This window comes from Streptomyces sp. NBC_01481 (assembly GCF_026339995.1).
Taxonomy (GTDB): Bacteria; Actinomycetota; Actinomycetes; order Streptomycetales; family Streptomycetaceae; genus Streptomyces.
In genome coordinates, this window is the sequence record NZ_JAPEPT010000005.1 from 539,332 (window position 1) to 564,041 (window position 24,710).

At 66.5% G+C, this 24,710-nt stretch carries 20 protein-coding genes; 11 read left to right on the forward strand and 9 right to left on the reverse strand.

The features are described from left to right. Positions 1–284: 284 nt before the first annotated feature. Positions 285–3,527, reverse strand: coding sequence for a VCBS repeat-containing protein (locus tag OOK40_RS28580; RefSeq protein ID WP_266487262.1), 3,243 nt, complete (start codon positions 3,525–3,527; stop codon positions 285–287). Positions 3,528–3,761: 234 nt separating this feature from the next. Here OOK40_RS28580 and OOK40_RS28585 point away from each other — a divergent pair, with 234 nt between their 5' ends. After that, positions 3,762–10,754, forward strand: coding sequence for a polymorphic toxin-type HINT domain-containing protein (locus OOK40_RS28585; RefSeq protein ID WP_266487263.1), 6,993 nt, complete (start codon positions 3,762–3,764; stop codon positions 10,752–10,754). A 75-nt stretch (positions 10,755–10,829) separates the two neighbouring features. Further along, complete coding sequence (locus OOK40_RS28590; protein WP_266487265.1) at positions 10,830–11,093, forward strand: hypothetical protein; 264 nt, start codon at positions 10,830–10,832, stop codon at positions 11,091–11,093. Positions 11,094–11,310: 217 nt separating this feature from the next. Here OOK40_RS28590 and OOK40_RS28595 read toward each other — a convergent pair whose 3' ends face one another. From OOK40_RS28595 to OOK40_RS28605, 3 genes are all read right to left on the reverse strand, one after another. Next, complete coding sequence (locus OOK40_RS28595; RefSeq protein WP_266487266.1) at positions 11,311–12,060, reverse strand: transposase; 750 nt, start codon at positions 12,058–12,060, stop codon at positions 11,311–11,313. Between the two features lie 166 nt (positions 12,061–12,226). Beyond that, a complete protein-coding gene (locus OOK40_RS28600) occupies positions 12,227–13,312 on the reverse strand; it encodes a hypothetical protein (protein ID WP_266487268.1) in 1,086 nt (361 codons plus the stop codon). Positions 13,313–13,547: 235 nt separating this feature from the next. Continuing rightward, positions 13,548–13,961, reverse strand: a complete 414-nt coding sequence (locus tag OOK40_RS28605; protein ID WP_266487270.1) for a hypothetical protein — start codon at positions 13,959–13,961, stop codon at positions 13,548–13,550. Positions 13,962–14,347: 386 nt separating this feature from the next. Between OOK40_RS28605 and OOK40_RS28610 the strand changes: the two genes are divergently transcribed. The 7 genes from OOK40_RS28610 (at position 14,348) to OOK40_RS28640 (ending at position 19,414) form a co-directional block, all read left to right on the forward strand. Then, the gene (locus OOK40_RS28610; RefSeq protein WP_266487272.1) at positions 14,348–15,427 is read left to right on the forward strand and encodes a transcriptional regulator; all 1,080 of its coding nucleotides are present in this window, start codon (positions 14,348–14,350) and stop codon (positions 15,425–15,427) included. 156 nt (positions 15,428–15,583) lie between these two features. Then, a complete protein-coding gene (locus OOK40_RS28615; protein ID WP_266487712.1) occupies positions 15,584–15,928 on the forward strand; it encodes a hypothetical protein in 345 nt (114 codons plus the stop codon). Further along, complete coding sequence (locus OOK40_RS28620) at positions 15,921–16,208, forward strand: hypothetical protein (RefSeq protein ID WP_266487273.1); 288 nt, start codon at positions 15,921–15,923, stop codon at positions 16,206–16,208. Before OOK40_RS28615 ends, OOK40_RS28620 begins: the two co-directional genes overlap by 8 nt. 500 nt (positions 16,209–16,708) lie before the next feature. Continuing rightward, entirely contained in the window at positions 16,709–17,038 is a 330-nt protein-coding gene (locus tag OOK40_RS28625) for a hypothetical protein (protein WP_266487274.1), read from the forward strand. A 224-nt stretch (positions 17,039–17,262) separates the two neighbouring features. Next, complete coding sequence (locus OOK40_RS28630; protein WP_266487276.1) at positions 17,263–17,595, forward strand: hypothetical protein; 333 nt, start codon at positions 17,263–17,265, stop codon at positions 17,593–17,595. 31 nt (positions 17,596–17,626) lie between these two features. After that, positions 17,627–18,004 carry a hypothetical protein gene (locus OOK40_RS28635; protein ID WP_266487277.1) on the forward strand — a complete coding sequence of 126 codons (378 nt, stop codon included), beginning with the start codon at positions 17,627–17,629 and terminating at the stop codon, positions 18,002–18,004. A 387-nt stretch (positions 18,005–18,391) separates the two neighbouring features. Continuing rightward, positions 18,392–19,414, forward strand: a complete 1,023-nt coding sequence (locus OOK40_RS28640; RefSeq protein ID WP_266487278.1) for a tyrosine recombinase XerC — start codon at positions 18,392–18,394, stop codon at positions 19,412–19,414. Positions 19,415–19,421: 7 nt separating this feature from the next. Here the strand turns inward: OOK40_RS28640 and sodN are convergent, their stop codons facing one another. Then, complete coding sequence (gene sodN / locus OOK40_RS28645) at positions 19,422–19,817, reverse strand: superoxide dismutase, Ni (RefSeq protein ID WP_215095254.1); 396 nt, start codon at positions 19,815–19,817, stop codon at positions 19,422–19,424. Positions 19,818–19,967: 150 nt separating this feature from the next. Here sodN and sodX point away from each other — a divergent pair, with 150 nt between their 5' ends. Next, positions 19,968–20,387, forward strand: coding sequence for a nickel-type superoxide dismutase maturation protease (gene sodX / locus OOK40_RS28650; RefSeq protein ID WP_266487279.1), 420 nt, complete (start codon positions 19,968–19,970; stop codon positions 20,385–20,387). Here the strand turns inward: sodX and OOK40_RS28655 are convergent. Then, positions 20,291–20,920: a CGNR zinc finger domain-containing protein gene (locus tag OOK40_RS28655; protein WP_266487280.1), complete on the reverse strand. Its 630-nt coding sequence runs from the start codon at positions 20,918–20,920 to the stop codon at positions 20,291–20,293. The genes sodX and OOK40_RS28655 overlap by 97 nt on opposite strands. A gap of 95 nt (positions 20,921–21,015) precedes the next feature. Here OOK40_RS28655 and OOK40_RS28660 point away from each other — a divergent pair, with 95 nt between their 5' ends. Then, positions 21,016–21,765, forward strand: a complete 750-nt coding sequence (locus OOK40_RS28660) for a trans-aconitate 2-methyltransferase (RefSeq protein ID WP_266487281.1) — start codon at positions 21,016–21,018, stop codon at positions 21,763–21,765. 86 nt (positions 21,766–21,851) lie between these two features. On the opposite strand, the gene OOK40_RS28665 is transcribed toward OOK40_RS28660, so the two are convergent. From OOK40_RS28665 to OOK40_RS28675, 3 genes are read right to left on the reverse strand one after another with little or no spacing between them, the layout of a single operon-like run. Further along, on the reverse strand, positions 21,852–22,613 hold the full coding sequence (locus OOK40_RS28665; protein ID WP_323136127.1) for an amino acid ABC transporter ATP-binding protein: 762 nt from the start codon (positions 22,611–22,613) through the stop codon (positions 21,852–21,854). A 1-nt stretch (position 22,614) separates the two neighbouring features. Next, positions 22,615–23,565, reverse strand: coding sequence for an amino acid ABC transporter permease (locus OOK40_RS28670; protein WP_266487282.1), 951 nt, complete (start codon positions 23,563–23,565; stop codon positions 22,615–22,617). Between the two features lie 43 nt (positions 23,566–23,608). Then, positions 23,609–24,568 (reverse strand): ABC transporter substrate-binding protein, encoded by a 960-nt coding sequence (locus OOK40_RS28675; protein WP_266487283.1) that lies wholly within the window; start codon positions 24,566–24,568, stop codon positions 23,609–23,611. Positions 24,569–24,710: the final 142 nt, after the last annotated feature.

Consider the following 24,710-nt stretch of genomic DNA (forward strand, 5'->3'; position numbering starts at 1 on the left):
CGTACGCGATATGCCTACGCGAAAGACGTGACCGGGAGATCAGGCCTTCTTGGTCTCCAAGTAACGGGGCGGGTCGGCGACCTGCAGCGATCATTGCTGTGGGGCGCTGACCTGGCTTTTTAGCGACTGCTGGCGACGGGCTGCGACGGTCACGAGCGGGTGTCCTGCGGACTGCGTGCGGAATGGTCGACTTCCGAAGCACGACACATGGGCAACGCCGTCGTGACCCGCGCTCGCCACGCTGCCCTGATCGGGGCAGCGTGGCGTGTTGGTCTCGGGGTGGGTCAGTGGATTGCGGTGATGTTGGTGCTCCAGCTTGCGGCGCCTACGAGGGTGGGGCTGCGGTGGGTGGTGGGTCCTCCGGGGTAGAAGAGGAGGCAGCCGGTGGGGCAGGTGGTGGTCGCGGCGGTTCCGCTGGCGGTGACGTAGTTGACTACGAGGTTGGGGTCGGCGTCGGTGGTGGCCCAGATGTCGCCGTAGTGTTCGCCGGTCTTGGGCTGGAACTGGCGGTAAGTGACCGGGTTGGTGGGATCGTCGGGGTCGGTGTAGGTGTTGATGGTCACGGCGCCTTGGGCGTTGCCCGCGGAGGCCAGCCGGGGGCGGTTGGTGAGGTTCCAGCCCTGGCCTGCGTAGCTGGTGCGGGTGGTGAGGGCGTAGACACCGCTGGTGATCTTCCCGGGGTAGAGGTACAGGGTTGAGGCGGCGGGGTCTCGGGTGACGATGTCCATGATGCCGTCGTCGTTCTGGTCGCCGACGGCGAGGACGTTGAGGTTCTGCCAGCCCGCGCTGCCGATCTTGGTGCGGTTGGTGAGGTCGAAGGGTTCGGTCTGGTCGGTGGTGCCGTCGGCGAGGGTATTGCCGGTGTAGAGCCACAGTTCGGCGTTGGCGCAGTAGCTGTTGGCGCCGATGTCGGTGGTGCATTCGATGGTGATCAGGTCGTTGCCGCCAGCGTGACCTGCGGTGTTGTTCTTGTCGATGTCACCGGGAGTGAGGATCTGGCGGGTGCGGCGCCAGTCGGTGCCGCTGTTGAGGTCGGCGTGGACGAGTTCGGTGCGGGACCAGCTCCAAGGGGTGCCCAGGCCATTGCCGGGGTAAAGATAGAGTTTGCCGTCGCGCAGCCGGGCGATGGTGTCCTCGTAGCCGTCCGGTGCGGCGGTAGTGCTGGCGAAGCCGGCGAGGTCGCCGCCATGGGCGACCAGGGCGTAGTCCCAACCGCCGGTCCCGACCATCTGCGCGGCTGCGATGGCGCCGGTACCGTCGCCGGCGTATAGCAGGAGTTGCTTGTTGCTGTCGGTGGCGAACAGGTCAGGGTAGCCGTCGCCGGTGAGGTCGCCGTGCAGGTCCTTTCGGGCGAGGCCGGTGGCGGGGTTCTGCCCGGCTGCGTAGACGAAGTCCGCCTTGGTGGTGGCCAGAATCGTGGTCTCAACGCCGTTGTCAAGCGGGGAGTGGTTGCCGGCTTTGTCGTAGGCCAGGACGTGCAGCGCGGTGTTGGGGTAGCCGGTGGGGATGACATCGATGGTGGCAGTGGTGGCGCCGGAGGCGACTGGGACCCAGTTGGCCGCGTGGCAGCGCTCACTGGAGACGGAAATGGGGTGGTCGGCGGCCCAGCAGAACCCGGCCAGGTCGGTGGCGGGGTTGGAGACCTTGAAGCGGACCGTCTTGCGGGCCGGGTACTTCACGGTGGGATCGCCGACGGGAGTGCCGTCGGTGTGAGTGATGGTGACCTTGGCGGTAGGGCCTTGGCGGTCGACGTTGAAGGCGCAATCTGCGGTGTAGGGGCTGTAGGTGGTCTCGCCGTCCTTGGCGCGTACCTTCCACTTGTAGCTGCCGGACACGAGGTTCGCGGCGGAGACGCTGGCGGTGGCGGTCTTGCCGCTGGAGACGGCGGCGCCGTTGGTGACGGGTACGGCGGCGCCGGTGGTGGTGTTGGTGACCGAGAACTGCGGGGTGATGGTGCCGCCGTCCTTGTCCGTGAGCTTGGCGGTCAGCGCCATGCCGCTGTTGCCGATGATGCCGCCGCAGGGCACCAGCTTGTTCTCCTCGGCACTGGGCACCCAACTTCCCTCATAGGCGGCCTGGTTGGCCACAGTGGGAAGGAAGTTGTAGGTGACCTCCAGGACGGGGTCGTTCTCGAAGCGCTTGAAGCTGTTGACGCTGCCCTCGTGGGTGTCGGCGGCACGCAGTCCCAGCGTCAGGTTGCTCCAGCCGCCATCGGCGGCCTGCTGGACGGCGCTGGTCAGCGCGGCGCTCTTGAAGTCGTGGCCCAGCACACCCGGACAGTAGGTCGCGTTGCCGCCGGCGAAGGAGTCGGCGTCGAGTTTCGTGGTCCACCAGCTGTTGTTGGTGTTCCAGGAGGGCGTGGTGGTCAGGGAGTTGGTGCTCCACAGTTCGGTGGGTCCGGCGTCGGAGGCGCTGCAGCCCCAGGAGTGGGTCTCGCGCACCGCGAAGGTGGCGTCGAGGATGTCAGCACCACCCAGGCCGCCGGTGTTCATCTGGAAGAACGACCGGGTGCGGCCGTCGCCGTTGTTGCCGACCCGCGGCTCATCGGCGGGGTTGGAGGAGTTCCAGCCCGAGCCGTTCGGGAAGGTCCCGGATGGTTCGGCGGAGTAGACCACCGCCCACTTCTCCCGAGAGCCGCCGGAGAAGATCGGGTCGACGATGAGCGGGAACTGGTCGGCGCCGGCCAGCAGTTCGGCATCGGGCGTCAGGGTGAGAGTGTTCCCGGTGACGTCGGCGGCCACCGTTGCCGACGCCGGGGCCTCCCCGTCCACGGCGTCGGCGAACCGCGCCCCGGCCGGGGACGACGCAGCGCTGGCACCGGTGCCGTCAGCCTGGGTTGGGGGCTGTTCCCACATCTTGGGCTTCGGCGCGCTGAAGATGACGTTGCCCGCCGCGTCCTTGGCGAGGAGGTTGTCCCCGGCGTCGTCGTCCAGGCTCACCCCCTGTGCGGTGACGCCGAGTTGGATTCTCTTCAGCGCGGGGTTGGCGGCCGCCTGTGGGGTGTGGATGATCAGGTGCTGGGCGAAGCCGTCTACTTCTGCGATCAGCTTCAAGTCAACGTCTGGTAGCACCGACTTGTAGGTCGCGGTGTTGCCCGCCAGGGTCGGCTCCGGCAGCGCGGTGGGCCAACTCAGCGCAAATTTGATGTCGTTCTTGGCCATGGCGGCCATGGGGGCGCTGCCGCCTCCGGAGAAGGTGATGCCGAAGACCGGCGCGGCCGGGCCCACCGTGCCATCGGGGTGGCGGACCAGCGTGTCGTCAGCCTCCTGCCAGTGGCGCTCGTACCGGGTCCAGACGGGGGTGGCGTACTGGCGGCGCGTTGTGGTGCCGTCCGGGTTGGCGAAGACCTCCCGGCTCTCCTCTCGCTGCTCCATAATCTCCACGCGCTGCCCCGACTCGGCGGCCAGCTTGAACGCCTTCAGCTCCGAACTTGCAATGGGCGGAGTCGAGTTCGATGTGCCATCGCTCGCGGCGGCGGTGGGGAGGGCGAGCGCGGTGGCCGCGGCCAGGGGAATGCCCAGAGCCATCGCGGTGGCTATTGGGCGTCTGAGGCCACTGGCCCAGAATCTGCGGTGTTCCATCGGGACCTCTCGTGGGTCGCCCTGAAGGCGAGCTTGAACTGCGCAGATTATGCGACACCTCTTGGATTCCGTACGGCGCACCGAAACTGGATATGCGGAATCGAAGGCTCCCAATTCAGAGTGGAGCCAGACAAGGGTCATCAGCTCAACTGGTGACGTCTGACGTGCATTTCGAAGCGTTTGGCCGCCGACGGGCTCGGCCAGATGAATCTGTTGCCTCAAACCCTTGCGGGGATCTCTCCCGCCTCGCTTAGATGTGCAAGCTATTCGCGATTGATCTTGTTGGGGTGGGGATACATGTCGTTGCGCCGGGCGTTCGCCGTGCCGTTTTCTCGTCGAAGAACACGCCGTTCTCAGCGGGGCAGTGCGCGGACGTCGGTGGTGGGGGCGACCTCCGCCGCGCTGATGGTGTCTCTGCTAACCGCGCCGGTCTGGGCGGCCGTAGGCGACTACCAGGTACGGGCCATACCCAAGACCACCTCGGTCGAGGGCACCGACCTCGCCCCGCGCAAGCGGCCGGTGACGCCGTCGTCCAAACCCTGGAAGCCGGCCCCGGTGACCTGGCCCCAGCCCGGCCGCACCGAAGTGGACCTGACGACAGCCGCCGCCACCGCCGGAGGCAAGCAGCGCGCCGGGAGCCTGCCCGTCAAGGTCGGCGCTTCGGTCGGTAAGACCCTCGCGGGCACCGCCCCAACAAAACTCGGAGTGAAACTACTCGACCGCACGGCCGCGCAGCGCGCCGGGGTTGAGGGGCTGCTCCTGCAGGTCCAGCGCACCGACGGCGAGCGCGGTGCGAGCGGTGCCCGCATCGAGGTCGACTACTCCAGCATTCGCGACGCCTACGGCGCCGGCTGGTCCTCCCGCCTGCACTTGGCCACCCTGCCCGGCTGCGCCCTGACCACCCCCGACAAGCCGGCCTGCCGCACAGCGACTGCGCTGGCCACCACCAACGACATCAAGCGCCACACCCTGAGCGGTACTGCTCCGCTGCCCGCGGCGGCCGGGACGTCCACCCGCACAGCCTCCGCCGGTGCGCCGGTGCTGCTCGCGGCGACCGCCGGGGCGAGCGGCGGCGAGGGTTCGTTCGCAGCGACCTCGCTGGCGCCGTCCGGGTCGTGGTCGGCGGGCGGCAACTCCGGCGGCTTCGCCTGGAATGTGCCGCTCAGTGTCCCTTCTGCCCCGGGTGGTCTGGCGCCGAAGGTGGCGCTGAACTACAACTCCTCCACCGTGGATGGTCGTACCGCGTCCACCAACAACCAGTCGACATGGGTAGGTGAGGGCTGGGAGTTCTCCACCGGCTACGTCGAACGGACGTACGCCTCGTGTGAGAACGACAAGCAGGGTGGCAACAACACCGAGAAGGTCGGTGACCTGTGCTGGAAGTCGGACAACGCCACCCTGTCGCTCAACGGCTCCTCCAACCAGGTCGTCTGGGACGCCAATGGCAACACCGGCAGGCTGTCCGGCGATGACGGCTCGCGGGTGGAGCGCCTCTACGACACGGCGGCCAACAACTCAGGGGATGCGGACCGCGAGTACTTCAAGGTCACCACGCAGACCGGCACCCAGTACTTCTTCGGCAAGAACCGGCTGCCCGGCTGGGCCAGTGGCAACGCCGAGACGAACTCGGTGTTCACCGTTCCGGTCTACGGCAACCACGCCGGCGAGCAGGGCCACGCCGCAGACTTCGCCTCCTCGGCCGAGATCCAGGGCTGGCGGTGGAACCTCGACTACGTCGTTGATCCGCACGGCAACGCGATGGCGCTGTACTACGCGAAGGAGGGCGGCTACTACGCGCAGAACAACAAGATCGACGCCTCGCAACCCTACGATCGCGGCGGCTACCTCACCAAGATCGACTACGGGCTGCGAGCAGGCGCCGTCTACAGCACGGCGAACCCGGCCGGCCGGGTCGCTTTTACCTCCATCGACCGTTGCCTGTCCGACTGCACCTTCGACGAGGCCCACGCCACCAGTTGGCCCGACACCCCCGTCGACCTGAACTGCACCAGCAGCACCCAGTGCCTGCAGACGGGGCCGGTGTTCTGGTCCCGCAAGCGGCTGAGCTCGATCAACACGTACTCGCTGGTCGGCACCACGATGCAGCCTGTCGACACGTGGAATCTGGTCCAGTCCTTCCCGGCCACCGGGGACACCTCCTCGCCGTCGATGTGGCTTGAGTCAATCCAGCGCACAGCGAAGGCCGGGGCACTCGCCGACATCGCACTCCCCAAGACGACGTTCACCGGTGAGCTGCGGGCGAATCGGGTGGATGCGGCGGAGGGCCGACCGCCGCTGAACAAGAAGCGCCTCACCGAGATCACCAATGAGACCGGCGGCCAGACGCTGGTCACCTACAGCGCCGCCGAGTGCACCACCAGCAACCTGCCCGCCCCGGACACCAACGCCAAGCGGTGCTATCCATCCTGGTGGACACCCGAGGGCGCGGTGGACCCGGTCAAGGACTTCTTCCACAAGTACCTGGTGACGCAGGTCGTGGAGGACGACACCACGTTCGGCACCGGCTCCGCTTCCAAGATCACCTCGTATGAGTACGCCGACGGCCCGAAGTGGCGGCGCGACACCGGCGAGTTCACGCTGGACAAGCACCGCACCTGGTCCGAGTTCCGGGGCTATGGCACCGTGCGCACCTTTGTCGGGGCCACGAACCGCACCAAGTCTGAGACGGCGTACTTCACGGGCATGGCCGGCGACACGATGGCCGATGGCTCTGCCCGCCCCGTCCCTACCATTAACGGGATCCCCGACCGAGACGACTTCTCCGGGCGCGCGGCACAGTCGCGCACCTTCGACAAGGACGGCACCGGCGGCAAGGTCGTCGCGAAGGCGACTTTCACTCCCTGGCAGTCCGGCGCCACCGCCACCCAGACGGTGACCGGCATAACCGACCCCGACAAGCCCAACGATCCCGGCCCGGCACTGCCGGCCAGGACGGCCCACTACTCCGGCACTGCCACCGAGGCCGCCGCCACGTTGCAGGATGACGGCACCACCTGGCGGACCCTGACCACCACCCGCGGATACGACGCCACCTACGGGCTACTCACTTCCGAAGGCGACGACGGCGCCGGCACGGTCGAAGCGAAGTGCGCCCGCACCTCATATGTCACCCCCGACACCGCCAACTGGCTGATCGGCTATCCCTCCCAGGTCACCACGACCAACCACGAGCCGTGCTCTGGCGCGTATGCCACCACCGCTGTCACCGGCTCCGCCCGCACCTCCTACGATCTGCAGGCCGTCGGAACCGCGCCGAAGGTCGGGCAGGCGAACGAGACCAAGACCGAGCAGGCTGCCAAGACGGATACCGGCGGGGCCCTGGTGTGGGAGACCACCGCCCAGAGGACTTACGACACCCTCGGCCGGGTCAAGACCGTCAAGGGCCAGGACGGCCAGACCACCACCACCGACTACGTTCCCACCAGCGGCGCACAGCCCACCAAGGTCACCGTCACCAACCCCAAGGGCTACGCGACGAGCAGCGAGTTCGACGGTCTGCGCGGTCTGATCCTGAAGGCCACTGACGAGGCCAACGGCCGCACCACCACCACCGCGTATGACGCGGCCGGCCGCCTGGTCAAGGGTTGGCGGGCCGGGCGGGCCACCACGCTGAGCCCCAATGTTGAGATCACCTACACCCTCTCGTCGACCGCTCCGACCGCTGTCACTACCAAGACCCTGTACGAGAACGGCACCTGGGGCACCGGGATCGCTCTCTATGACTCGTTGCTGCGCGCGCGCCAGTCGCAGAGCGACGCCATCGGCACGGTTGGTCGTGTCGTCATTGACACCTTCTACGACGATCACGGCCGCGCGTACCGCACCAACGCTCCCTTCTACAACGCGAGCGCCGCCTCGACCACCGCGCTGGTGGTGACCGACAACCAGGTCCCCAGCGCTTCGCTCACCGAGTACGACGGCCGCAGCCGCCCTACCGCTGCGATCACCCTGTCCCTCAACGTCGAGAAGTGGCGCACCACCAACACCTACGGCGCCACCTGGAGTGCCAGCGTGCCGCCCATCGGCGGTACCGCCACCCTGGGCGTGAGCGATGTGCGCGGCCGACTGGTCGAGCAGCGGGATTACAAGGACCGCACGCCCCTGATCGGCGATGCGGCCACCGAGTACGAGAAGACCACCCGGTCCTATGATGCGGCCGGGAATCTGAACAAGGTCACAGACACCTCCGGGCGCAACGCCTGGACCTACACGTACGACCTGCGCGGCCGGAAGATCCAGAGCACTGACCCGGACGCGGGCACCACCATCACCGGCTATGGCACTGACGGGCGCGTGCAGACCAGCACCGACGCCAGGGGTGTCACGCTGGCCACCACCTACGATGTGCTCGGCCGCACCACCAGCCTGCGCAAGGACTCGGTCACCGGCACCAAGCTCGCCGAATGGACTTACGACACCGCACCCGGCGGTAAGGGCCTGCCCGCCACCTCGGTGCGCTACGACACCACCGTCTCCCCCAACCCCGCCTACACCACCGAGGCCACCGGCTACGACAGTGCCGGGGAGGTCACCGGCACGAGGGTGAGCGTGCCATCGGTGGTCGGGGAGGAGAAGCTCGCCGGCACCTACACGCTGGCCGGCACCTCGACGGCGGTGAACGGCCTGCCGCTGACCACGACCTACAGCACCGGCAACAGCAACGGCACCACCGCACTGCCCGCCGAGACCGTCACCGCTCACTACGGGGCACAGGACCAGCTGGCGATCGTCGACGGCACGCTGTCTCAGGTGTACTTGCGCGGCGCCGGCTACACCCCGTTCGGGGAGCTGGCCCAGGCATCTTTGGGCAACAGCGGCGCCCAGGTCATCCAGACCAACACCTACGACGCGGTGACCCGCCGACCGGATCGCTCCATCGTGGACCGGGAGAGCACCGGCCCGGCGACCCTGTCGAACATCCAGTACAGCTACGACCCGGCGGGGAACATCACTCGCATCCGCGACGCCCAGAACGACGGCACCATCCTCGACGACCAGTGCTTCAGCTACGACTGGGCACGACGGTTGTCCGAAGCCTGGACCACCGGCGACGGCTGCACCACCAAGCCCGTCGACGGCACCGGAACCCCCGCGCTGGGCTCCGTCGATCCGTACTGGACCAGCTGGACCTTCACCGACACCGGGCAGCGCGCGAGCGAAACCCAGCACAAGGCCGGGCCCATTACCGCGGACACCACCCGCACCCACACCTACCCCACCACCACAGGCGCCGCCCAGGCCCACGGCGTGCGCTCCGTCACCGCCACGGGCGGGACCACCGGCACCACCAACTACACCTACGACAACACCGGCAACCAGCTCACCAAAACCCCCTCCACCGGCGCCGCCCAGACCCTCACCTGGAACGACGAAGGCAAACTGGCCACCTCCACCCTCTCCGGCGCCACCACCAAGTTCCTCTACGACGCCGAAGGCACCCGCCTCCTCCGCCGCGACCCGAACGCGACCACCCTGTACCTGCCGGGCGGCCAGGAACTGGTCCTGAACAAGTCCACCCAGACCGTGGCCGGCACCCGCTACTACAGCGTGCCCGGGGGTTCCGCGGTGCGCACCAGCAGCGATGGCAAGGTCCGGCTGCTGGTAGCCGACCACCACAACACCAACCAGCTGTCGATCAGCGCCACGACGCTTGCTGCAAACCGCCGCAAGTCGATGCCCTACGGCGGCGCCCGTGGCACAGCTCCGGCGTTCTGGCCAGGTCAGAAGGGCTTCGTCGGCGGCGACATCGACCCCACCACCGGCTTCACGCATATAGGCGCCCGAGAATACGACCCCTCGATCGGGCAATTCATTTCCGTCGATCCCCTCCTCAGTCTTGAGCAGCCCCAAAGCCTGAACGGCTACAGCTACGCCAACAACAACCCCACAACCGCCTCTGACCCCAGCGGTCTGGAGAGTTGCTATCCCAACTACTGCGCCGGAAGCAATGGCACATACGGCGACTACAACGCGGAGGACGATCCGGCATCCCCGCAGAACGGCGGAGTCGACCACGATGCGGAGCGTCAGCAGAAAGTAGTTGATGAATGGGTCGACCAGAACACCCCAGACACCAACGAACCGAAGAAGCTGCTCAAGCGCTGGGACACCACTGGTAGGCAGCCGAATCAATCCGGCGAGTACTGGCAACCCACGGTCAACGGCGCCGAGGACGGCAGCGGAGGCGTGCTCTGCTACGGCCGCCTCGGCTGCGAGAAGGCTGCCGACTATCTGGAGGAGACGGGGGATGTAGCAGGCGCCAAACGCGTCGCGGCCTTGTACTGCGTTGAGCACGCGAGTGAGTGCAATAGGGACGCCAAAATTCGTGGTGCCGTCGAAGCCGCCTATCACCTTGTGACAGATATCGTCCTCGCGGTCGAAGGTCTCAGGACGGGACGACTCGGCTGTAACAAGTGTTTCCTCGCCGGCACTGACGTCCTCATGGCTGATGGTTCCACGAAGGACATTGAAGACATTGAGGTCGGAGACGAAGTCCTCGCGACCGATCCTGGGACGGGAAAGTCCGGCAGTCGCAAGGTCTCACGCCTGATTCGCACCGAAGACGACAAGCACTTCAATGAACTGACGATCGCGACCGAGGACGGGCCCCAGAAGCTCATCGCCACGCATGAGCACCCCTTCTGGTCCCCCTCCGAGAAGCGGTGGGTCGAAGCCGGTCAACTCCACCCGAGCGCCACACTCCTGACGGACGATGGCACCACCGTCACCGTGACAAACAACCGCCCGTTCGCCAAGCACGCGCGCACGTACAACCTCACAGTTGAAGACCTTCACACGTACTATGTGCTGGCGGGGGCTACGCCGGTCCTGGTACACAATGCAAACTGCGGGCCCTGGACCTCTTACCGGAAATTCGATGACGACGGTCATCCGGTGGATGGAACCCGAGTGCCAACGAATGAAGCTCTCGACGCGGCGGAGAGGTGGGTTGGGCCCGGCTATTCCGAGCCCGTGAAGGGCAGTGGAAGGTATGTGTCAAAGGATGGCACGCGCATTGCCAGGATGGGTGAATCGGATATCACAGGACAGCACGGCGGTGGTCCTCACATGAACTTTGAGCGAATGGCGCCGAATCCAAGAAAGCCCGGCAAGTCGATGGTTGTCGAAAATCGACACATCTATCTCGAATAGAACCGGCAGGTGGGGGGCCGTCGAACGAGACCTCAACGGCCTCCCGCTGTGTCTCCACAGAAAGTGATAGTAGCGATGGATCATGTGATCGATGTTCCAGAGTGCCGGGCAGGGGAAGGTCTGCGCTTCGTCTGGGACGATGATTTTGAGATCGAATTGACGGTCGGATCGACGGAGGTGGTCATCAAGGCGAATCGCGCCGGATTGACTTCACTGGCACGTCACCTATTGACCCTTGCTCAGCAAGGTGTTCATGAAGGTTCTCATATTCACCTAACGGCGGATCAAGAGATCGAATCTGAAATCGACCTCATTCTTGAGCGGGTGGAGAGAGATTGATTTTCTTGTGCCTGGCAGGCCGTTGACGGCAACGGGTGACGGCAACGTCAGTGGACTGTTCGCCGAGCATGGTGCGGCGCCCACGCGCGATGGCACCGAGCGTCTGCGCCATGCCCGACGCCGGCCCAAAGCGAAGGCATCGACACTGAAACGCACGTTCCGGGGTGGCGGGGGCTGTCCGTGCTCGGTCAGCGGGTGAGCTGTTCAGAGAGCTATTTCAGCGTTGCCGCTCTAGGGTGAGGACGGCAGCGGCGATTGACGACATTCGATTCGGGCTACAGCGCGCGTGGTGGAAGATCCGCCAGGACTTCAGGCGGGCCACGCCCCGTTCGACCGGTGCCCGTACTGCCGAGAGCGCGCGGTTGACGGTGCGCTGGGTTGGTGACAGGTCGCGACCGGGTGGGCGTCTGACCGGTGTGGTGACCCACGGTCCGGCGCCGATGTAGGCGCGGTCGGCAAGGATCGGGACGCCTTGGCGTTCGCAGAACCGGATGATCCGGTGGGTGCGGGCCGCGGTCAGGTCATGGGTCCGGCCCGGCAGAGCGGGCGAGATCCATAGCAGGCGTCCGGTCAGATCGGTGACCACCTGGACGTTCACGCCGTGGCGGCGGTGCTTGGCGGAGTAGTCCGCCCGGCCGTCGCCGAGGCGGTCGCATGCGGCGAGGGTGCCGTCGAGCAGGACGAAGTCCGGGTCGGCTTCACGCAGGACTTTGAGCAGGCCAGGTGCCCGCACCGCGAGCAGGTCGACCACGGTGTGGGTGTAGGCGTGGGCGGTGCCCACCGAGATGCCGAAGCCGGCGGCGATCTGCGCGAGGGTGTCGTGCTTGCGCAGGTACACCAAGGCGACCAGCGCGCGCTGGTGCGGTGGGAGCTTGCAGCGGCGGTCACCCTCACGGGTGACGATGAGCATGGTGACCCACTCAACCAGCGCGTGCGGCAGGTCGAGTGCGGCAGGATGGGAAACCAACGAGGCTCCTGTGCCGACGGGTTGAGACTTCGAACACCTCCCCCAACGGCACAGGAGCCTCGTGCGTTGCGGGTCCCGCCGCCGTGAGGCAAACGGCTTGTCGCACACCCTGACGCGGCGGCACTTCTTCCACCGACTACGGAGGGTGTGTGACAGGCTCGACAGCTCATTGGATCAGGTCGGTGTGCGGATGCTCGGGAGAGGTCGGGCAGACATAGATCTGCATGTTGTCGGTGCTGCCGACTTCGACCTTGGTCGGCTGCGAGGGGTCCTGGCCACAGCAATGACCGACGGTGTTGGCGGCGTAGGCGGCGGCCTGTTCTTCGCAAGGCGCCCAGCTGTGTCCCTCACCGCCGTCCCATTCGAAGGAGGCGATGGTCAGCAGCGGGACCATCTGTACATCACAGACAGTGCAGTATCGGGGGTTGGGATCGGTGCGGCCCCACGGAGGCCAGCCACCGACCTTCCAGCCGGGCGCGTCAGCCAGATGGACGTCATAGAAGTCCCGCGGACAGTCCGCGTAGGAGCTGTCCACGTCGGCACCGGCTGCCTGCCATCTGCTCCAGTCCTCCACCATCAGCAGCATCTGCGGGCTCAGATCGAGGCTGGCGGGGTACTCGGTGATCGCTTCCGGTGCCAGCACGCACGGTTCCGGCACATAGCCCTCATAGTTCACCTCGTACGGCTCGGGCGGTGTGGCGAGGATGTCGACGACCTCGGCGGCGGACCGCCAGAACAGCGCGGTCGACGGCTTCCAATTCGGATCGTGGTCGTAGGGACACCACAGAACCTGGAGCAGATCGTCCTGTCCGGGCGGCCGCAACAGGGGTATGTCGCGCAGATACAGCTGGACCACGGGCAGCATGGGGACCGGGCAGTCCGCGGGCAACGGAGGGCCGGCGTCGAGGCGCTCCGCGAGCCTCGCGGCGTTCCGTTCCTTGATCGCCTCCTCCTCGGGCGTTATCCCAGGACCATCGTGATCACCGTGCCACCGGGCCCGCATGCGCCTTATGAGCCGCACTTCGGCCGGCGACTGGCGGAACCCACTGTCACGGTGCAGGTGCGAGGCTTCGCAGTGCGGCCATGGCTCCTCAGCCGGCCACAGCAACGGCCCCCCGACCGAGCTCTCCCCGACCGAAGGCGACCCGGGACGAGGGTGCAGCCGAATCGCAGGACGTGCCAACGGCGCCAGCTCGGGAAAGACCGCGGTCACGTCCACGGGCCGCGGCGGAGTAGTACGTACGGAAACCATGCCGGTGATCCTGTCACCAGCCACTGACAACCCCTGGCTGCCTCAACCAGCTTCGGTGGCATCGGTGTTCAGCTGGTCAAGTCCAACGCATGCAGCCTCGGCCACAGCGACAGCAAGCCTGCCTATGTGACAACTAGCGTGCTTCGGCTCAGCCATCACTCGATCAGTGGCCACTCTGTGTCTAGTCCCACTTGATGCCCGACGTTTTGATCCCAGGTGATGCTTGACGGTGGGCCTAGACAACATCGGACACTTCGCGGGGCTTGTTCGCTTTCACGTTGCGGACCGGGACGCTGGTGGTCCGCTGGATGACCCGGACCCCTCCCTCCAGCTCGACCGTGATCGTCGACTCCGCCACGTGCACGGTCACGGTCTGCCCCGCGTATGTCCGGCCGAGCGAGACGACCTGCCGACAGACCATGATCGTTCCGTGGGTGCTGATCCGTCGCTGGACCCGGACCGGCTCGACGCGTGGTCGTGGCGGCGGACCTGCCGGCCGGATTCCTCGCAGGCGCCGGACCTCCTCGACGCCCAACGGGTTGGGCCGCACCCGCAGCAGCTCCCGGGACTGCGGGTCGAAGAACGACAGCGTCCCCTCGTCGATCCGGATGCCGACCGGGCGCCCGCCCAGGACCTCGGCCGCCAGCACCTGGTGCCGCCCAGGGACACCAGCCCGCTGTTGTTGACCACCCGGTCCACCTCGAACGCAGCTGCGTCATCGGCCGGCAGCGGCGACGGCCCAGCCGCACGCCCACCGCGGGCTGCCAGCACCGCCAGATCGGCCACGGACAGGTGCGAGCGCACCGTCTTCACCCGAGCCCCCGCGATCAGCAGATGGATCACCTGCGTGTCGGCCCAGAACGTCACCGTCAGTCCCGACCGGGCCGGGCCCAGCCAGAACTGCTTGCCCGCGACCTGCAGGTTGCCACTCGGCGGCACCACGCGGTCGAACTCCACTGGCCCGCCGTCCGCCGCGGGCACCACCAGTCCCGCAGCCGCTGCAGACTCTGCTTCAGCCTCGCCCGCGCACTGGGCGTGACCACGGCGACCCTGCTGGCCCCGGACGCCCCACAACCCGTGGGACGAGGAGAAGACCCGAACCGGGTCAACCTGATCCAGCTCCGTGCCGCCCTCACCCCACCCGTGGGCCTTGCCGAGCCGGACGGCGAGAGGGCCGAGGAAGAGCCGAACCTGCGGCGCTTCCGCCGCACCGTCCACGACGGAGCGGTGCTCTACCACTCCGACAGCTACAAGAGCGTCGCCTCCCAGCTGCCCGCGCTCCTGCGCGACGCCGACACGGCGGTGGCCCACTTCGACCACGGCGAAGAACACCACCAGGCCCTCTTGGCCCGCGCCGAGGCGATGCAGTTGGCCGGCCGCTACCTGACCCAGGTACGGCAGTACGACCTCGCCTACACCGCCCTGTCCCACGCGATCACCGACGCCCGCCGCACCAGGGACACTCTCACCGCGGCCTCCGGCGTCATCGGCATGTGCTGGCTGCTGCTGCGCCAGGGCCGCCTGGACGAGGCCGAACAACTCGCCGCCCGGACCGCCGACGTGATCGAACCCCGGCTTTCGCGCGCCACCCCGGACGAGTGTGCGGCGTGGGGATGGCTCGCCCTGCGCGCCGCCGCAGCCGCCGGCCGCAACAACCGCCCCCAGGAAGCCCGCCACTATCACCGGGTGGCCACCACCGCCGCAGCCGCCGTGGGCCGGGAACACACCGGATCGTTCTTCCGCCACTGGACCACCTTCGGACCGCTCACCGTCGGCATGAAAGGCGTCGAGGACGCCATGGTCCTGGGGGACGCCCGCACCGTCGTCCGCAAGTCCAGCGAGGACGCCATGTCCCCCAAGGCGTGGAAGCACACCGGCAGGCCCAGTGACGACAACTGGAACCGCCACCGCCTCGATGTGGCCCGAGCCCACGCCCGCACCGGCGACCTGACAACGGCCATGGATGAACTGGCAGGCGTCCGCCATGCCTCCCCGGAATGGCTGCGGCACCAGCGGATGGCCGCCGAGACGATGCAGGAGATCCTCAAGAAGCGCAAGCGCACCCTCACCGCCGACATGCGCGAGATGGCCGACCACCTGGGCGTCGTCGGCTAACTGTCACGCAACGCAACACTTTCCGCACCGTGTGCCACTAACTGTCGTGACGCATACGTGGAGTGACGGCTCATCAGTACCTACGGTCTTCGTGTCCCAATCAGCGACCAGGCCCGGGGGTACACGGTGAACCAGCCCAGGAGCGACGCGGACCGCATGCGCCGCAGGGATCTCCACGACGCGGCAGCAGGACTGACAGGCCCGCGCCTGCTGCCGTGGACCACCCCCGAGGGAAGGCCCTGCTACCTCAGCACCGACGGCCACGGCTACCTCTCCACCCTCGCCGACAACATCGAGTCGGTACAGCTGGGCATGGGCAAGGAGCTGCTGGAGTACGCCCGCGACGCCACGGCCCCCGGCGCGAAGAGCCTGTCGGCCACCGAATACCGCTGGCTGGCTTGCCGGTTGACCGAGGCACTGGCGGACGCGCTCCGGGTTGCCGACTCGCGCGGGCAGTGCCTCCCGGACCCGGAAGAGGAAGAGGCGGACGAGGGTGCCTGACTCTGCGGACACCGACGCACCGGTCCGCGACTCCGCACGGGGGCGCTACCGCTTCCGCGAGTACCACGTGACCACCATCCCCGACCCCATGGCTCTGCCGGCCTTCACGGCGGTCTGCGTCACCGGCGAGGAAAGCAACTGCGGTGCCACATCCGGCACCCTGCACACTCCGGATGAGCTGACGCGCTGGATCGCCGAACACTGCGCCCAGACCGGCCACCAGCACTACGAGCAGACCGCCCGAGCCATACTCCGTGCCGAGCCCGGGGCCTGGCAGTAAAGTCCCCTGCGCCGACACCCCACACCAGCGGCAGCGCCACCATGAGCCCCGTCGCTCCTGACGGCAGTAGCGACGGCAACACCCACGGATTCCCCCGCACAACCACGGACACCAGCGGAACCCGAAACGGCTGCTGATCTGGGAATACGCAGATAGAGAGGGGTCGCGTAGCACACGTACTATGTGCTGGCGGGTAAGACTCCGGTACTCGTTCACAATTCAGGTCCGTGTGATCCCCCGCTGAAGTCACTGCACCCAGACAGTTCGCTGGATAAGAGTTCATTGGACTTCTGGCACAAGCAAGATACAGACGACATCGCCTTCTCCTTGCGGCCGGGAGCGCATGAACCACTGATCGTCAAGCCGGACGGAACGATCATGAATGGAAACACCAGGGTCGCGGTTCTGCGGTCACGTGGATACGATGTCGATTCATTGCCCCGTGAGTCCTATGGTGGCGGTCGGCGGATGACGGACGAGGATTTCTGGGACATGGATCAATGAACATTCGAGAGCAAGTCCTTGCGATCCTGGAATCGGAGTCCAAAGAGGCATTCCTGCTGCTCTTTGGGCATCGGCTGGGGATCTCGGCACGCTTTATTTTCTCCGAGGAGAGTTCGGACGGACTACGGCAAGCCCGAGCCTGCAACGAGATGATGATCGCTATTTGGTCGCAAGTGGGGGCCATGAAAGATGAAGGGGTGAATGGCTACCCGGATTCTGAATTCCTCTCGATCCTGCTTGGGAAGGCTGACGCAGGAAACGCGCGGTCGTATCTTCGTGATGCAATTGAGAGTGCATTGCTCTCGGTCGGCGGAGATGAGGTATAAGGGCGGGGAGCGATAAGTCCGTAACCTATCCAGGGCGCGAGACCCAAGAACACTGAGGAGCCCCGTCGGAAGGACATTCCGGCGGGGCTCCTGGGTCGTCTGACGGCAACGCCGACGGCAACACGGGCGTACGACAGGGCACTTCCACGCACATCCACGGACGGGCCGGAATTTGTTGACCAGCGAAATGCAGGTGACGCCCTTCCGGCACACACACGTACTATGTGCTGGCGGGCGAGACGCCGGTCCTCGTTCACAATTCGACACCGTGCGAACCGGAAGCGGTGAATATCGCCAACCACGCGGCGCAGCGGGCGGCGGCCGGTGACGGATCACACTACGTGCGAGGGGTCGCCCCCAAGGCCATGCCCGAGTACGTGGACGGGGTGATAACAGGTGAGGTTCCCAATGTACAGGTCAGGTACCTCAAGAGAGGACGTGTGGGGTACTGGGACCCGGACAAGGGGGCCGTGGTCATCGAGAACCCGGGCACGACGGGAGGTACGGTGTTCACGCCTAAGAACGGAAAGCAGTACTTCGACAATGAACTCGAGTGATTCCACGAATCCCAGTGCCAACGATTCCAGTGTGCTTGTGGAAATGAGCCCGGAGCGGTTCGGAGTGGTCTTCCAAGTGGCCAAGGAGTTGCCTAACGTTTCGGACCAGGTCATCGAGTCCCAGGATTGCACGCGCACGGATGCGAGCGACCTGCTGCGCAACCTCCGTCGGGCCCGTGGAGAAATCGGGGAGACCACGGTTGGTGTCCGGTTCCGCCTGGCTTCCGGAAGCGGCGAGGAGCCGGTCTTCGCGTCGTCAATGATCGAAATTGTGGCCGCTTCTGAGGACATGGCGAAGTGGCGCCGCATGCTCGAGGCTGTGTGTGTGTCACTGGGCCCTGAGGAACTGTTCCTGCGGAGCGGTTATCGGGAGGAGGAAGTGAGAGAGGCTCTCAACTCCCTGAGCTAGGAGTTCCCGCCCGTCCCGCTAGTAACGGGACGGGCGGAACCATTTCCGCCGCGCCGCACCGCCGCCTGTCACCGCCGTGGGCCTGAAGTACCTCGTCAGGCTGACCGCGTCCATCGAGGCCGACGGCCAGGCGTCGCCCGCGGCCGAGCCTGACGGCAGTATCGATGGCAACACCCATGGAATCCCCCGCACGACCACGGACACCAGCGGAACCCAAAATATCTGCTGACCTGCGAAAAAGCAGGTAGCGGGTCCGCGTAGCACACGTAAAAGCGCCTCAATGGCAAATGGCGGGCCCGCTACCGCGACCTCGACGGCAAGGAGCATGCCCGTCACTTCGACCGTAAGGTCGACGCCCAGCGGTGGCTCGACCAGGTCACGACCAGCATGGTCACCGGCCTGTATGTCGATCCGCGCGCCGGAAGGATCTCCTTCGAGAAGTACGCGACGAAGTGGGAGGGTGAGCAGATCGCCGGTGAGGCGGGCACCCGGATCACCGACAACGCTCTGCGGGTGCACCTGATACCCGCGCTCGGCTCCTACGCGATGGCGTCCCTGCGGCGGACCCATATCCAGCCGCCCTTCAAGAAGTTGTCCGAGCAGCTCGGGCCCGGCAGCGTGCGCAACGTTTACGACGTCCTCGTCCGCGTCATGATGGCCGCGGTCGAGGACCAGGTCATGGCCGCAAGCCCCTGCAAGCGGATCACGCTCCCGTCCATGCCGGACGAGGAGATCACTCCGCCGACCGTCGCGCAGGTCAATGCGATGGCCGGTGTCATGCCGCCGTACATCCGCGCCGCGATCGTCGTACTGGCCGGATCAGGCTTGTGTATAGGCGAGTTGCTCGGCCTGCAGGTCTCGGACGTCGACTTCAAGAACGGCACCATCCGCGTCGAGCGCCAGCGTCTCCAATCGGGCCTGATCGGTCCGCCGAAGACCGGCAAGTCCCGGCGCACGGTTCCGGTCGGAGAGGTTGTCACGGACGCGCTCCTCGCGCATCTCGCTGCACGGCCCTCGAAAGAGTGGCTGTTCACCATGGAGGAGGGCAAACCCCTCAACTACCGTCGCTGGAAGACCGAATGGAACTGCGCCCGTCGCGCGCTCCAGGCGGCGGAGAACGAGGCGGCCGAGCGTGAGGGCCGCAAGCCCGTCGCGCTGCCGCACATGGTGACCCACGATCTGGGGCACGTCTACGCCTCCGCCCTCATCGCGGGCGGGGCGAGCGTCAAGCAGGTCCAGATGGTCCTCGGCCATGCGTCCGCGGTCATCACCCTGCCTATCTACGCGCACCTGTGGCCGGGGGAAGAAGACCGCACCCGATCCGTCATGGACGCCGTTATCGGCGGCCTGCGGACCGGGTGCGGACCGGTAGGCGATTCGACCCACGAAAGCGCAGGTCAGGCGGCCTAGGCAAAGATCAGGCCTTCTTGGTCTCCCAGAAGATCTTGTCGATCTGGGCGATGTAGTCCAGCGCCTTCTGGCCGGTCGCCGGGTCCGTCGATGCCTTCGCGGCCGACAGCGCCTTGAGGGCGTCGTTGACCAGCTGGTGCAGCTCGGGGTACTTCTCGAAGTGCGGCGGCTTGAAGTAGTCGCTCCACAGCACCGAGACGTGGTGCTTGGCGAGCTCCGCGCGCTGCTCCTTGATGACCGTGGCGCGGGCCCGGAAGTGCGGGTCCTCGTTGGCCTGGAACTTCTCCTGGACGGCCTTGACCGACTCGGCCTCGATACGGGCCTGGGCCGGGTCGTAGACACCGCAAGGCAGGTCGCAGTGGGCGCTGACCTTCACCTTCGGGGCAAACAGGCGGGAGAGCATTGAGCTGTCCTTCCTCGTGATCGTCTTCTCAGGTGGGACATTACTCCGTGAGAGACGTGTTTTCGCGAGTGCCCCCTAGGGCTTAGGACAAAAGTCCAGGGTCAGTATGGGACTGGTGGGCGAACATACCGTGGGACTCGGAGGTGGCGGATGACCGATCAGGGGCGGGAGCCGAAAGTGCCGTTCGGGGTCGCCGAGGTGACAGGTCCTTCCATGTACCCGACGCTCAAGCACGGGGATCAACTGCTGGTGCACTACGGCGCGGAGGTGCGGTCCGGCGACGTTGCCGTGCTGCGTCATCCGCTCCAGCAGGACCTGCTCATCGTCAAGCGGCTCGTCGAGCGGCGCGAGGACGGCTGGTGGGTGCTCGGTGACAATCCGGGGGCGGAGGGGGACAGCCGGCTGTTCGGCACGGTGCCCCATGAGCTCCTCCTGGGGCGGGTACGCGGCAGGTACCGGCCGCTCGCGCGGGATCAGCGATCCGTGCGCGGGGTCGCCGCGTGGGCGTTCTCGGCGGTGAGGCCGGTGCTGTCCGACCGTTCCGTCTCGAGGCGCTTGCGGGCGCGGTAGGCGGCCACGTTGGCGCGCGTCGCGCAGCGGTCCGAGCAGTAGCGTCGGGAGCGGTTGGTCGAGGTGTCCAGATAGGCGTTGCGGCACGGCGCTGCCTGGCACAGGCCGAGCCGGTCGACTCCGTACTCGGTCAGATGGAACGCGAGCCCCATCGCGGCGATCGCGGCGTACCCCGCTGTCGCGTTGGACGGATGCTCGGCCAGGTGCATGTGCCACTTGGGCCGGCCGTCCTCGTCCCGGTAGTCGTGGCCGGAGATCTGCGGGTTGACCGGGAACTCGAGCAGCAATGAGTTGAGCAGGTCGACCGCCTGGGTCTCGTCGCCCGCGTCGGCCGCGGTGAAGACCGCGCGCAGCCTTGCCCGTACGGACCGGAAACGGGTGACGTCCGCGTCGGTGGCGCGCCGCGCGGCCTGGGCGGAAACGCCGAAGAGATCCCGGACGGCCTCGACCGAGGTGAGGGAGTCCTTGTTGCGGGCCGGCTCCTCGGTGTTGACCAGGCGCACGGCATAGTCCGAGTAATGGGCCAGTTCCACTTGTAGTCCTTACCGTGGCGGTCTAGGGTCGGCGTAACAGCTGCTATAGCTTCGAGGGTATTACGGACGGGGGGGGGGTTCCGGTGTCGGAGACGATGACGGGAGCAGACTGGCGGGCCTGGCAGCAGAGCTGGGACCGGCAGCAGGAGTGGTACATGCCCGATCGCGAGGAGCGGTTCCGGGTGATGCTCGACATGGTCGAGGCGCTGGTGGGACCCGAGCCCCGGGTGCTGGACCTCGCGTGCGGTACGGGAAGTATCACGGACCGGCTCTTGCGCCGGTTCCCGAAGGCCACAAGTACCGGGGTCGATCTGGACCCCGCTCTGTTGACCATCGCCCGGGGCTACTTCGAGGGCGACGAGCGGGTCGCCTTCGTGACGGCCGATCTCAAGGACCCCGACTGGGTGACCGAGCTGCCGTACGACTCGTACGACGCGGTCCTCACCGCCACCGCCCTGCACTGGCTGCGCAGCGGACCGCTGGCCACGCTCTACGGACAGATCGCCGGGCTCGTGCGCGAAGGCGGAGTCCTCATGAACGCCGACCACATGATCGACCGCGACACCCCCCGCATCAACGCCGCCGAACGCGCCCAGCGCCACGCCCAGATGGACCGGGCCAGGGACGCGGGCGCGCTCGACTGGTCCGAGTGGTGGGCACTGGCCGCCAAGGACCCCGTGCTCGCCGGACCGACCGCCGAGCGCTACGAGATCTACGGCGAGCACGCCGACGGGGAGATGCCCTCCATACGCTGGCACGCCGAGACGCTGCGGAACGCCGGATTCGGGGAGGCCCGGGCCGTTTGGGCCTCGCCCTCCGACACGCTGCTGCTGGCCGTGAAGTAGCCCGGCTGTCAGCGACACGGCACAGCGGAAAGGGCGGTACGGACACCAGGTCCGTACCGCCCTTTCCGTGCTGCTTAAGTGGCTGCTCAAAGGACCTTCGAGAGGAAGGCCTTGGTGCGGTCGTGCTGAGGGTTGTTCAGGACGTCGCGGGGGTGGCCGGACTCGACCACGACGCCGTCGTCCATGAACACCAGCGCATCGCCGACCTCACGCGCGAAGCCCATCTCGTGCGTGACGACGATCATCGTCATGCCTTCCTCGGCGAGGCCGCGCATCACGTCGAGGACCTCGCCCACCAGCTCAGGGTCGAGCGCCGAGGTGGGCTCGTCGAAGAGCATCAGCTTCGGCTCCATCGCCAGCGCACGAGCGATGGCGACACGCTGCTGCTGACCGCCTGAGAGCTGGGTCGGGTAGTGCTTGCCCTTGTCGCCCAGGCCCACGCGGTCGAGCAGACGCTCGGCACGCGCACGGGCCACGGCCTTGGACTCGCCCTTGACCTGTATCGGCGCCTCCATGACGTTGGCGAGCGCGGTCATGTGCGGGAAGAGGTTGAAGCGCTGGAAGACCATGCCGATGTCCCGGCGCTGGGACGCGACCTCGCTGTCCTTGAGCTCGTAGAGCTTTTCGCCCTTCTGCCGGTACCCCACCAGCTGGCCGTCGACCGAGAGCCGGCCGGCGTTGATCTGCTCCAGGTGGTTGATGCACCGCAGGAACGTGGACTTGCCGGAGCCGGACGGGCCGACCAGGCAGAACACCTCCTGCGGAGCGACCTCCAGATCGATGCCCTTGAGGACGTGGGCCAGACCGTACGACTTGTGTACGCCCTCGGCCTTCACCATGGCGGTCATGTCACACCCCCCTGGGGCTGCTGCGGAGGAACAGGTTCTTCTTGGCCTTCTGCCACGGCGTGAGCGGCAGCTGGCGCAGCGAACCACGTGCGTAATACCGCTCCACATAGTACTGGCCGACGCTGAACACGCTGGTCAGAGCCAGGTACCAGACCGAAGCCACGAGCAGCATCTCCATGACCGCGAAGGACGTGGAGCCGATGTTCTGCGCCGCGCGCAGCAGCTCGGTGTACTGCACAGCGGACACCAGCGAGGAGGTCTTGAGCAGGTTGATGAACTCGTTGCCGGTCGGCGGCACGATCACCCGCATCGCCTGCGGAAGAACGATCCGCCGCATGGTCTTGCTGCTGGACATGCCCAGGGCGTGCGAGGCCTCGGTCTGGCCCTCGTCGACCGACTGGATGCCGGCCCGGACGATCTCGGCCATGTACGCGCCCTCGTTCAGCCCCAGGCCCAGCAGGGCCACGACGAACGGGGTCATCACGTCGACCATCTCGTCCTTGTAGAACCCGAGGTTCAGGACGGGGAAGATCAGCGCGAGGTTGAACCACAGCAGCAGCTGCACGAACACCGGAGTGCCGCGGAAGAACCAGATGTACAGCCAGGCCACCGCACCGGTCACCGGGTTCTTCGAAAGCCGCATGACGGCGAAGACGACACCCAGCACCAGGCCGATGAGCATCGACAGCACGCTGATCAGCAGCGTGTGCCACATGCCGGTGACGATCCGGTCGTCGAAGATGAAGTCCCCGACGGTGTCCCAGTTGACGTCACCCTGCGAGAACGAATAGACCAGCAGGGCCAGCAGCGCCAGGACGACGACGCCGCTGATCCAGCGGCCCCAGTGCCGTACCGGGATGGCCTTGATCTGCTCAGGGTGGGATGCAACCTTGACGACCGCCGAGTCCTTGGGTGGCTCGTCGGCGGGCGTCTTGTCGAACTTGTCAGTCACAGTGACTGCCCTTCAGTGGAACGCTTTGAGACGGACGCCAGGATTACTTGCCGGCGTTGATGGTCGCCTCGGTGACGGCGCTGTTCTTGACGTCCCACTTTTCCAGGATCTTGGTGTACTCGCCGTTCTTGATGATCGCGTTCAGGGCTTCCTTGAGCGCGTCGCGCAGCTGGGCGTTGTCCTTGTCGACGGCGATGCCGAACGGGCCGGCCTCGGTCTGGTTGCCCGCGACCTCGAAGTCGTTGCCGCCGCCCGCGGTCTTCGCGATGTACGCGGAGACCGGGTAGTCGTTGAGGTCGGCGACCGCGCCGCCGGACTTCACGCGGGTCTGGGCCTCGGCGTCGGTGTCGAACGCCTCGATGGTGAGCTTGCCCTTGCCGTCCTTGGTGCACTTGGCGGCCTGGGTCTTGAAGGTGTTCTCGTACGTCGTGCCGCGCTGGACGGCCACCTTCTTGCCGCACAGGTCGACGAGCGACTGGATGTTCTCCGGGTTGCCCTTCTTGACCAGGAGCGAGACACCGGAGGTGAAGTAGTCGACGAAGTCGACGCCCTCGCCGACCTTCTTGCCCGTGTCGTCCAGACCCTGCTGGCGGGCCTTGGTGTCGCTCATGGCGGACATGACGAGGTCCTGGCGACCGGTGTTCAGCGACGAGATCAGGCCGTCGAAGGTGCCGTTGGTGAACTGGAACGAGACGCCCAGCTCCTTGCCGAGAGCGGCGGCGATGTCGGGGTCGATACCGACGATCTTGCCGCCCTCCTCGAACTCCATGGGCGCGTAGGCGGCGTCGGTGCCGACCTTGATCACCTTCGAGTCCTGGTACTTCTGGGGCAGCTTGTCGAAGAGCGCTGCACTGCTCGCCGTTGTGCCCTTGGTCTCCTTGGAGCCCTCGGCCGTCTGGTCACCACAGGCGGTGAGCATCAGTGACCCGGCGACCGCGATCGCGCCGACCGCGGCGATCCGGGCCCTGGTAGCGGTCGTACGACAGGTGTTGCTTGCGGTCATGGTCGTGATCCTCCGGCGGATGAGGTGCTGCCATTTAGGACATTTTGAGTCGTTCCACTCATCTTCGAGTGTCGCGACCTTGAGTGTTTTCGGCATCTTGCCATTCGGACTAGCCCAACCAGGGGGCCAGGCATGTCAAAAT

Excerpts from the sequence above, each read along its gene's own strand:
- OOK40_RS28580 (WP_266487262.1), bottom strand. The coding sequence starts at position 3,527 with ATGGCTCTGGGCATTCCCCTGGCCGCGGCCACCGCGCTCGCCCTCCCC.
- OOK40_RS28590 (WP_266487265.1), top strand. The coding sequence starts at position 10,830 with ATGGATCATGTGATCGATGTTCCAGAGTGCCGGGCAGGGGAAGGTCTG.
- OOK40_RS28600 (WP_266487268.1), bottom strand. The coding sequence starts at position 13,312 with ATGGTTTCCGTACGTACTACTCCGCCGCGGCCCGTGGACGTGACCGCG.
- OOK40_RS28615 (WP_266487712.1), top strand. The coding sequence starts at position 15,584 with ATGCGCCGCAGGGATCTCCACGACGCGGCAGCAGGACTGACAGGCCCG.
- OOK40_RS28625 (WP_266487274.1), top strand. The coding sequence starts at position 16,709 with ATGAACATTCGAGAGCAAGTCCTTGCGATCCTGGAATCGGAGTCCAAA.
- OOK40_RS28640 (WP_266487278.1), top strand. The coding sequence starts at position 18,392 with ATGGTCACCGGCCTGTATGTCGATCCGCGCGCCGGAAGGATCTCCTTC.
- sodN (WP_215095254.1), bottom strand. The coding sequence starts at position 19,817 with ATGCTCTCCCGCCTGTTTGCCCCGAAGGTGAAGGTCAGCGCCCACTGC.
- sodX (WP_266487279.1), top strand. The coding sequence starts at position 19,968 with ATGACCGATCAGGGGCGGGAGCCGAAAGTGCCGTTCGGGGTCGCCGAG.
- OOK40_RS28660 (WP_266487281.1), top strand. The coding sequence starts at position 21,016 with ATGACGGGAGCAGACTGGCGGGCCTGGCAGCAGAGCTGGGACCGGCAG.
- OOK40_RS28665 (WP_323136127.1), bottom strand. The coding sequence starts at position 22,613 with ATGACCGCCATGGTGAAGGCCGAGGGCGTACACAAGTCGTACGGTCTG.
- OOK40_RS28675 (WP_266487283.1), bottom strand. The coding sequence starts at position 24,568 with ATGACCGCAAGCAACACCTGTCGTACGACCGCTACCAGGGCCCGGATC.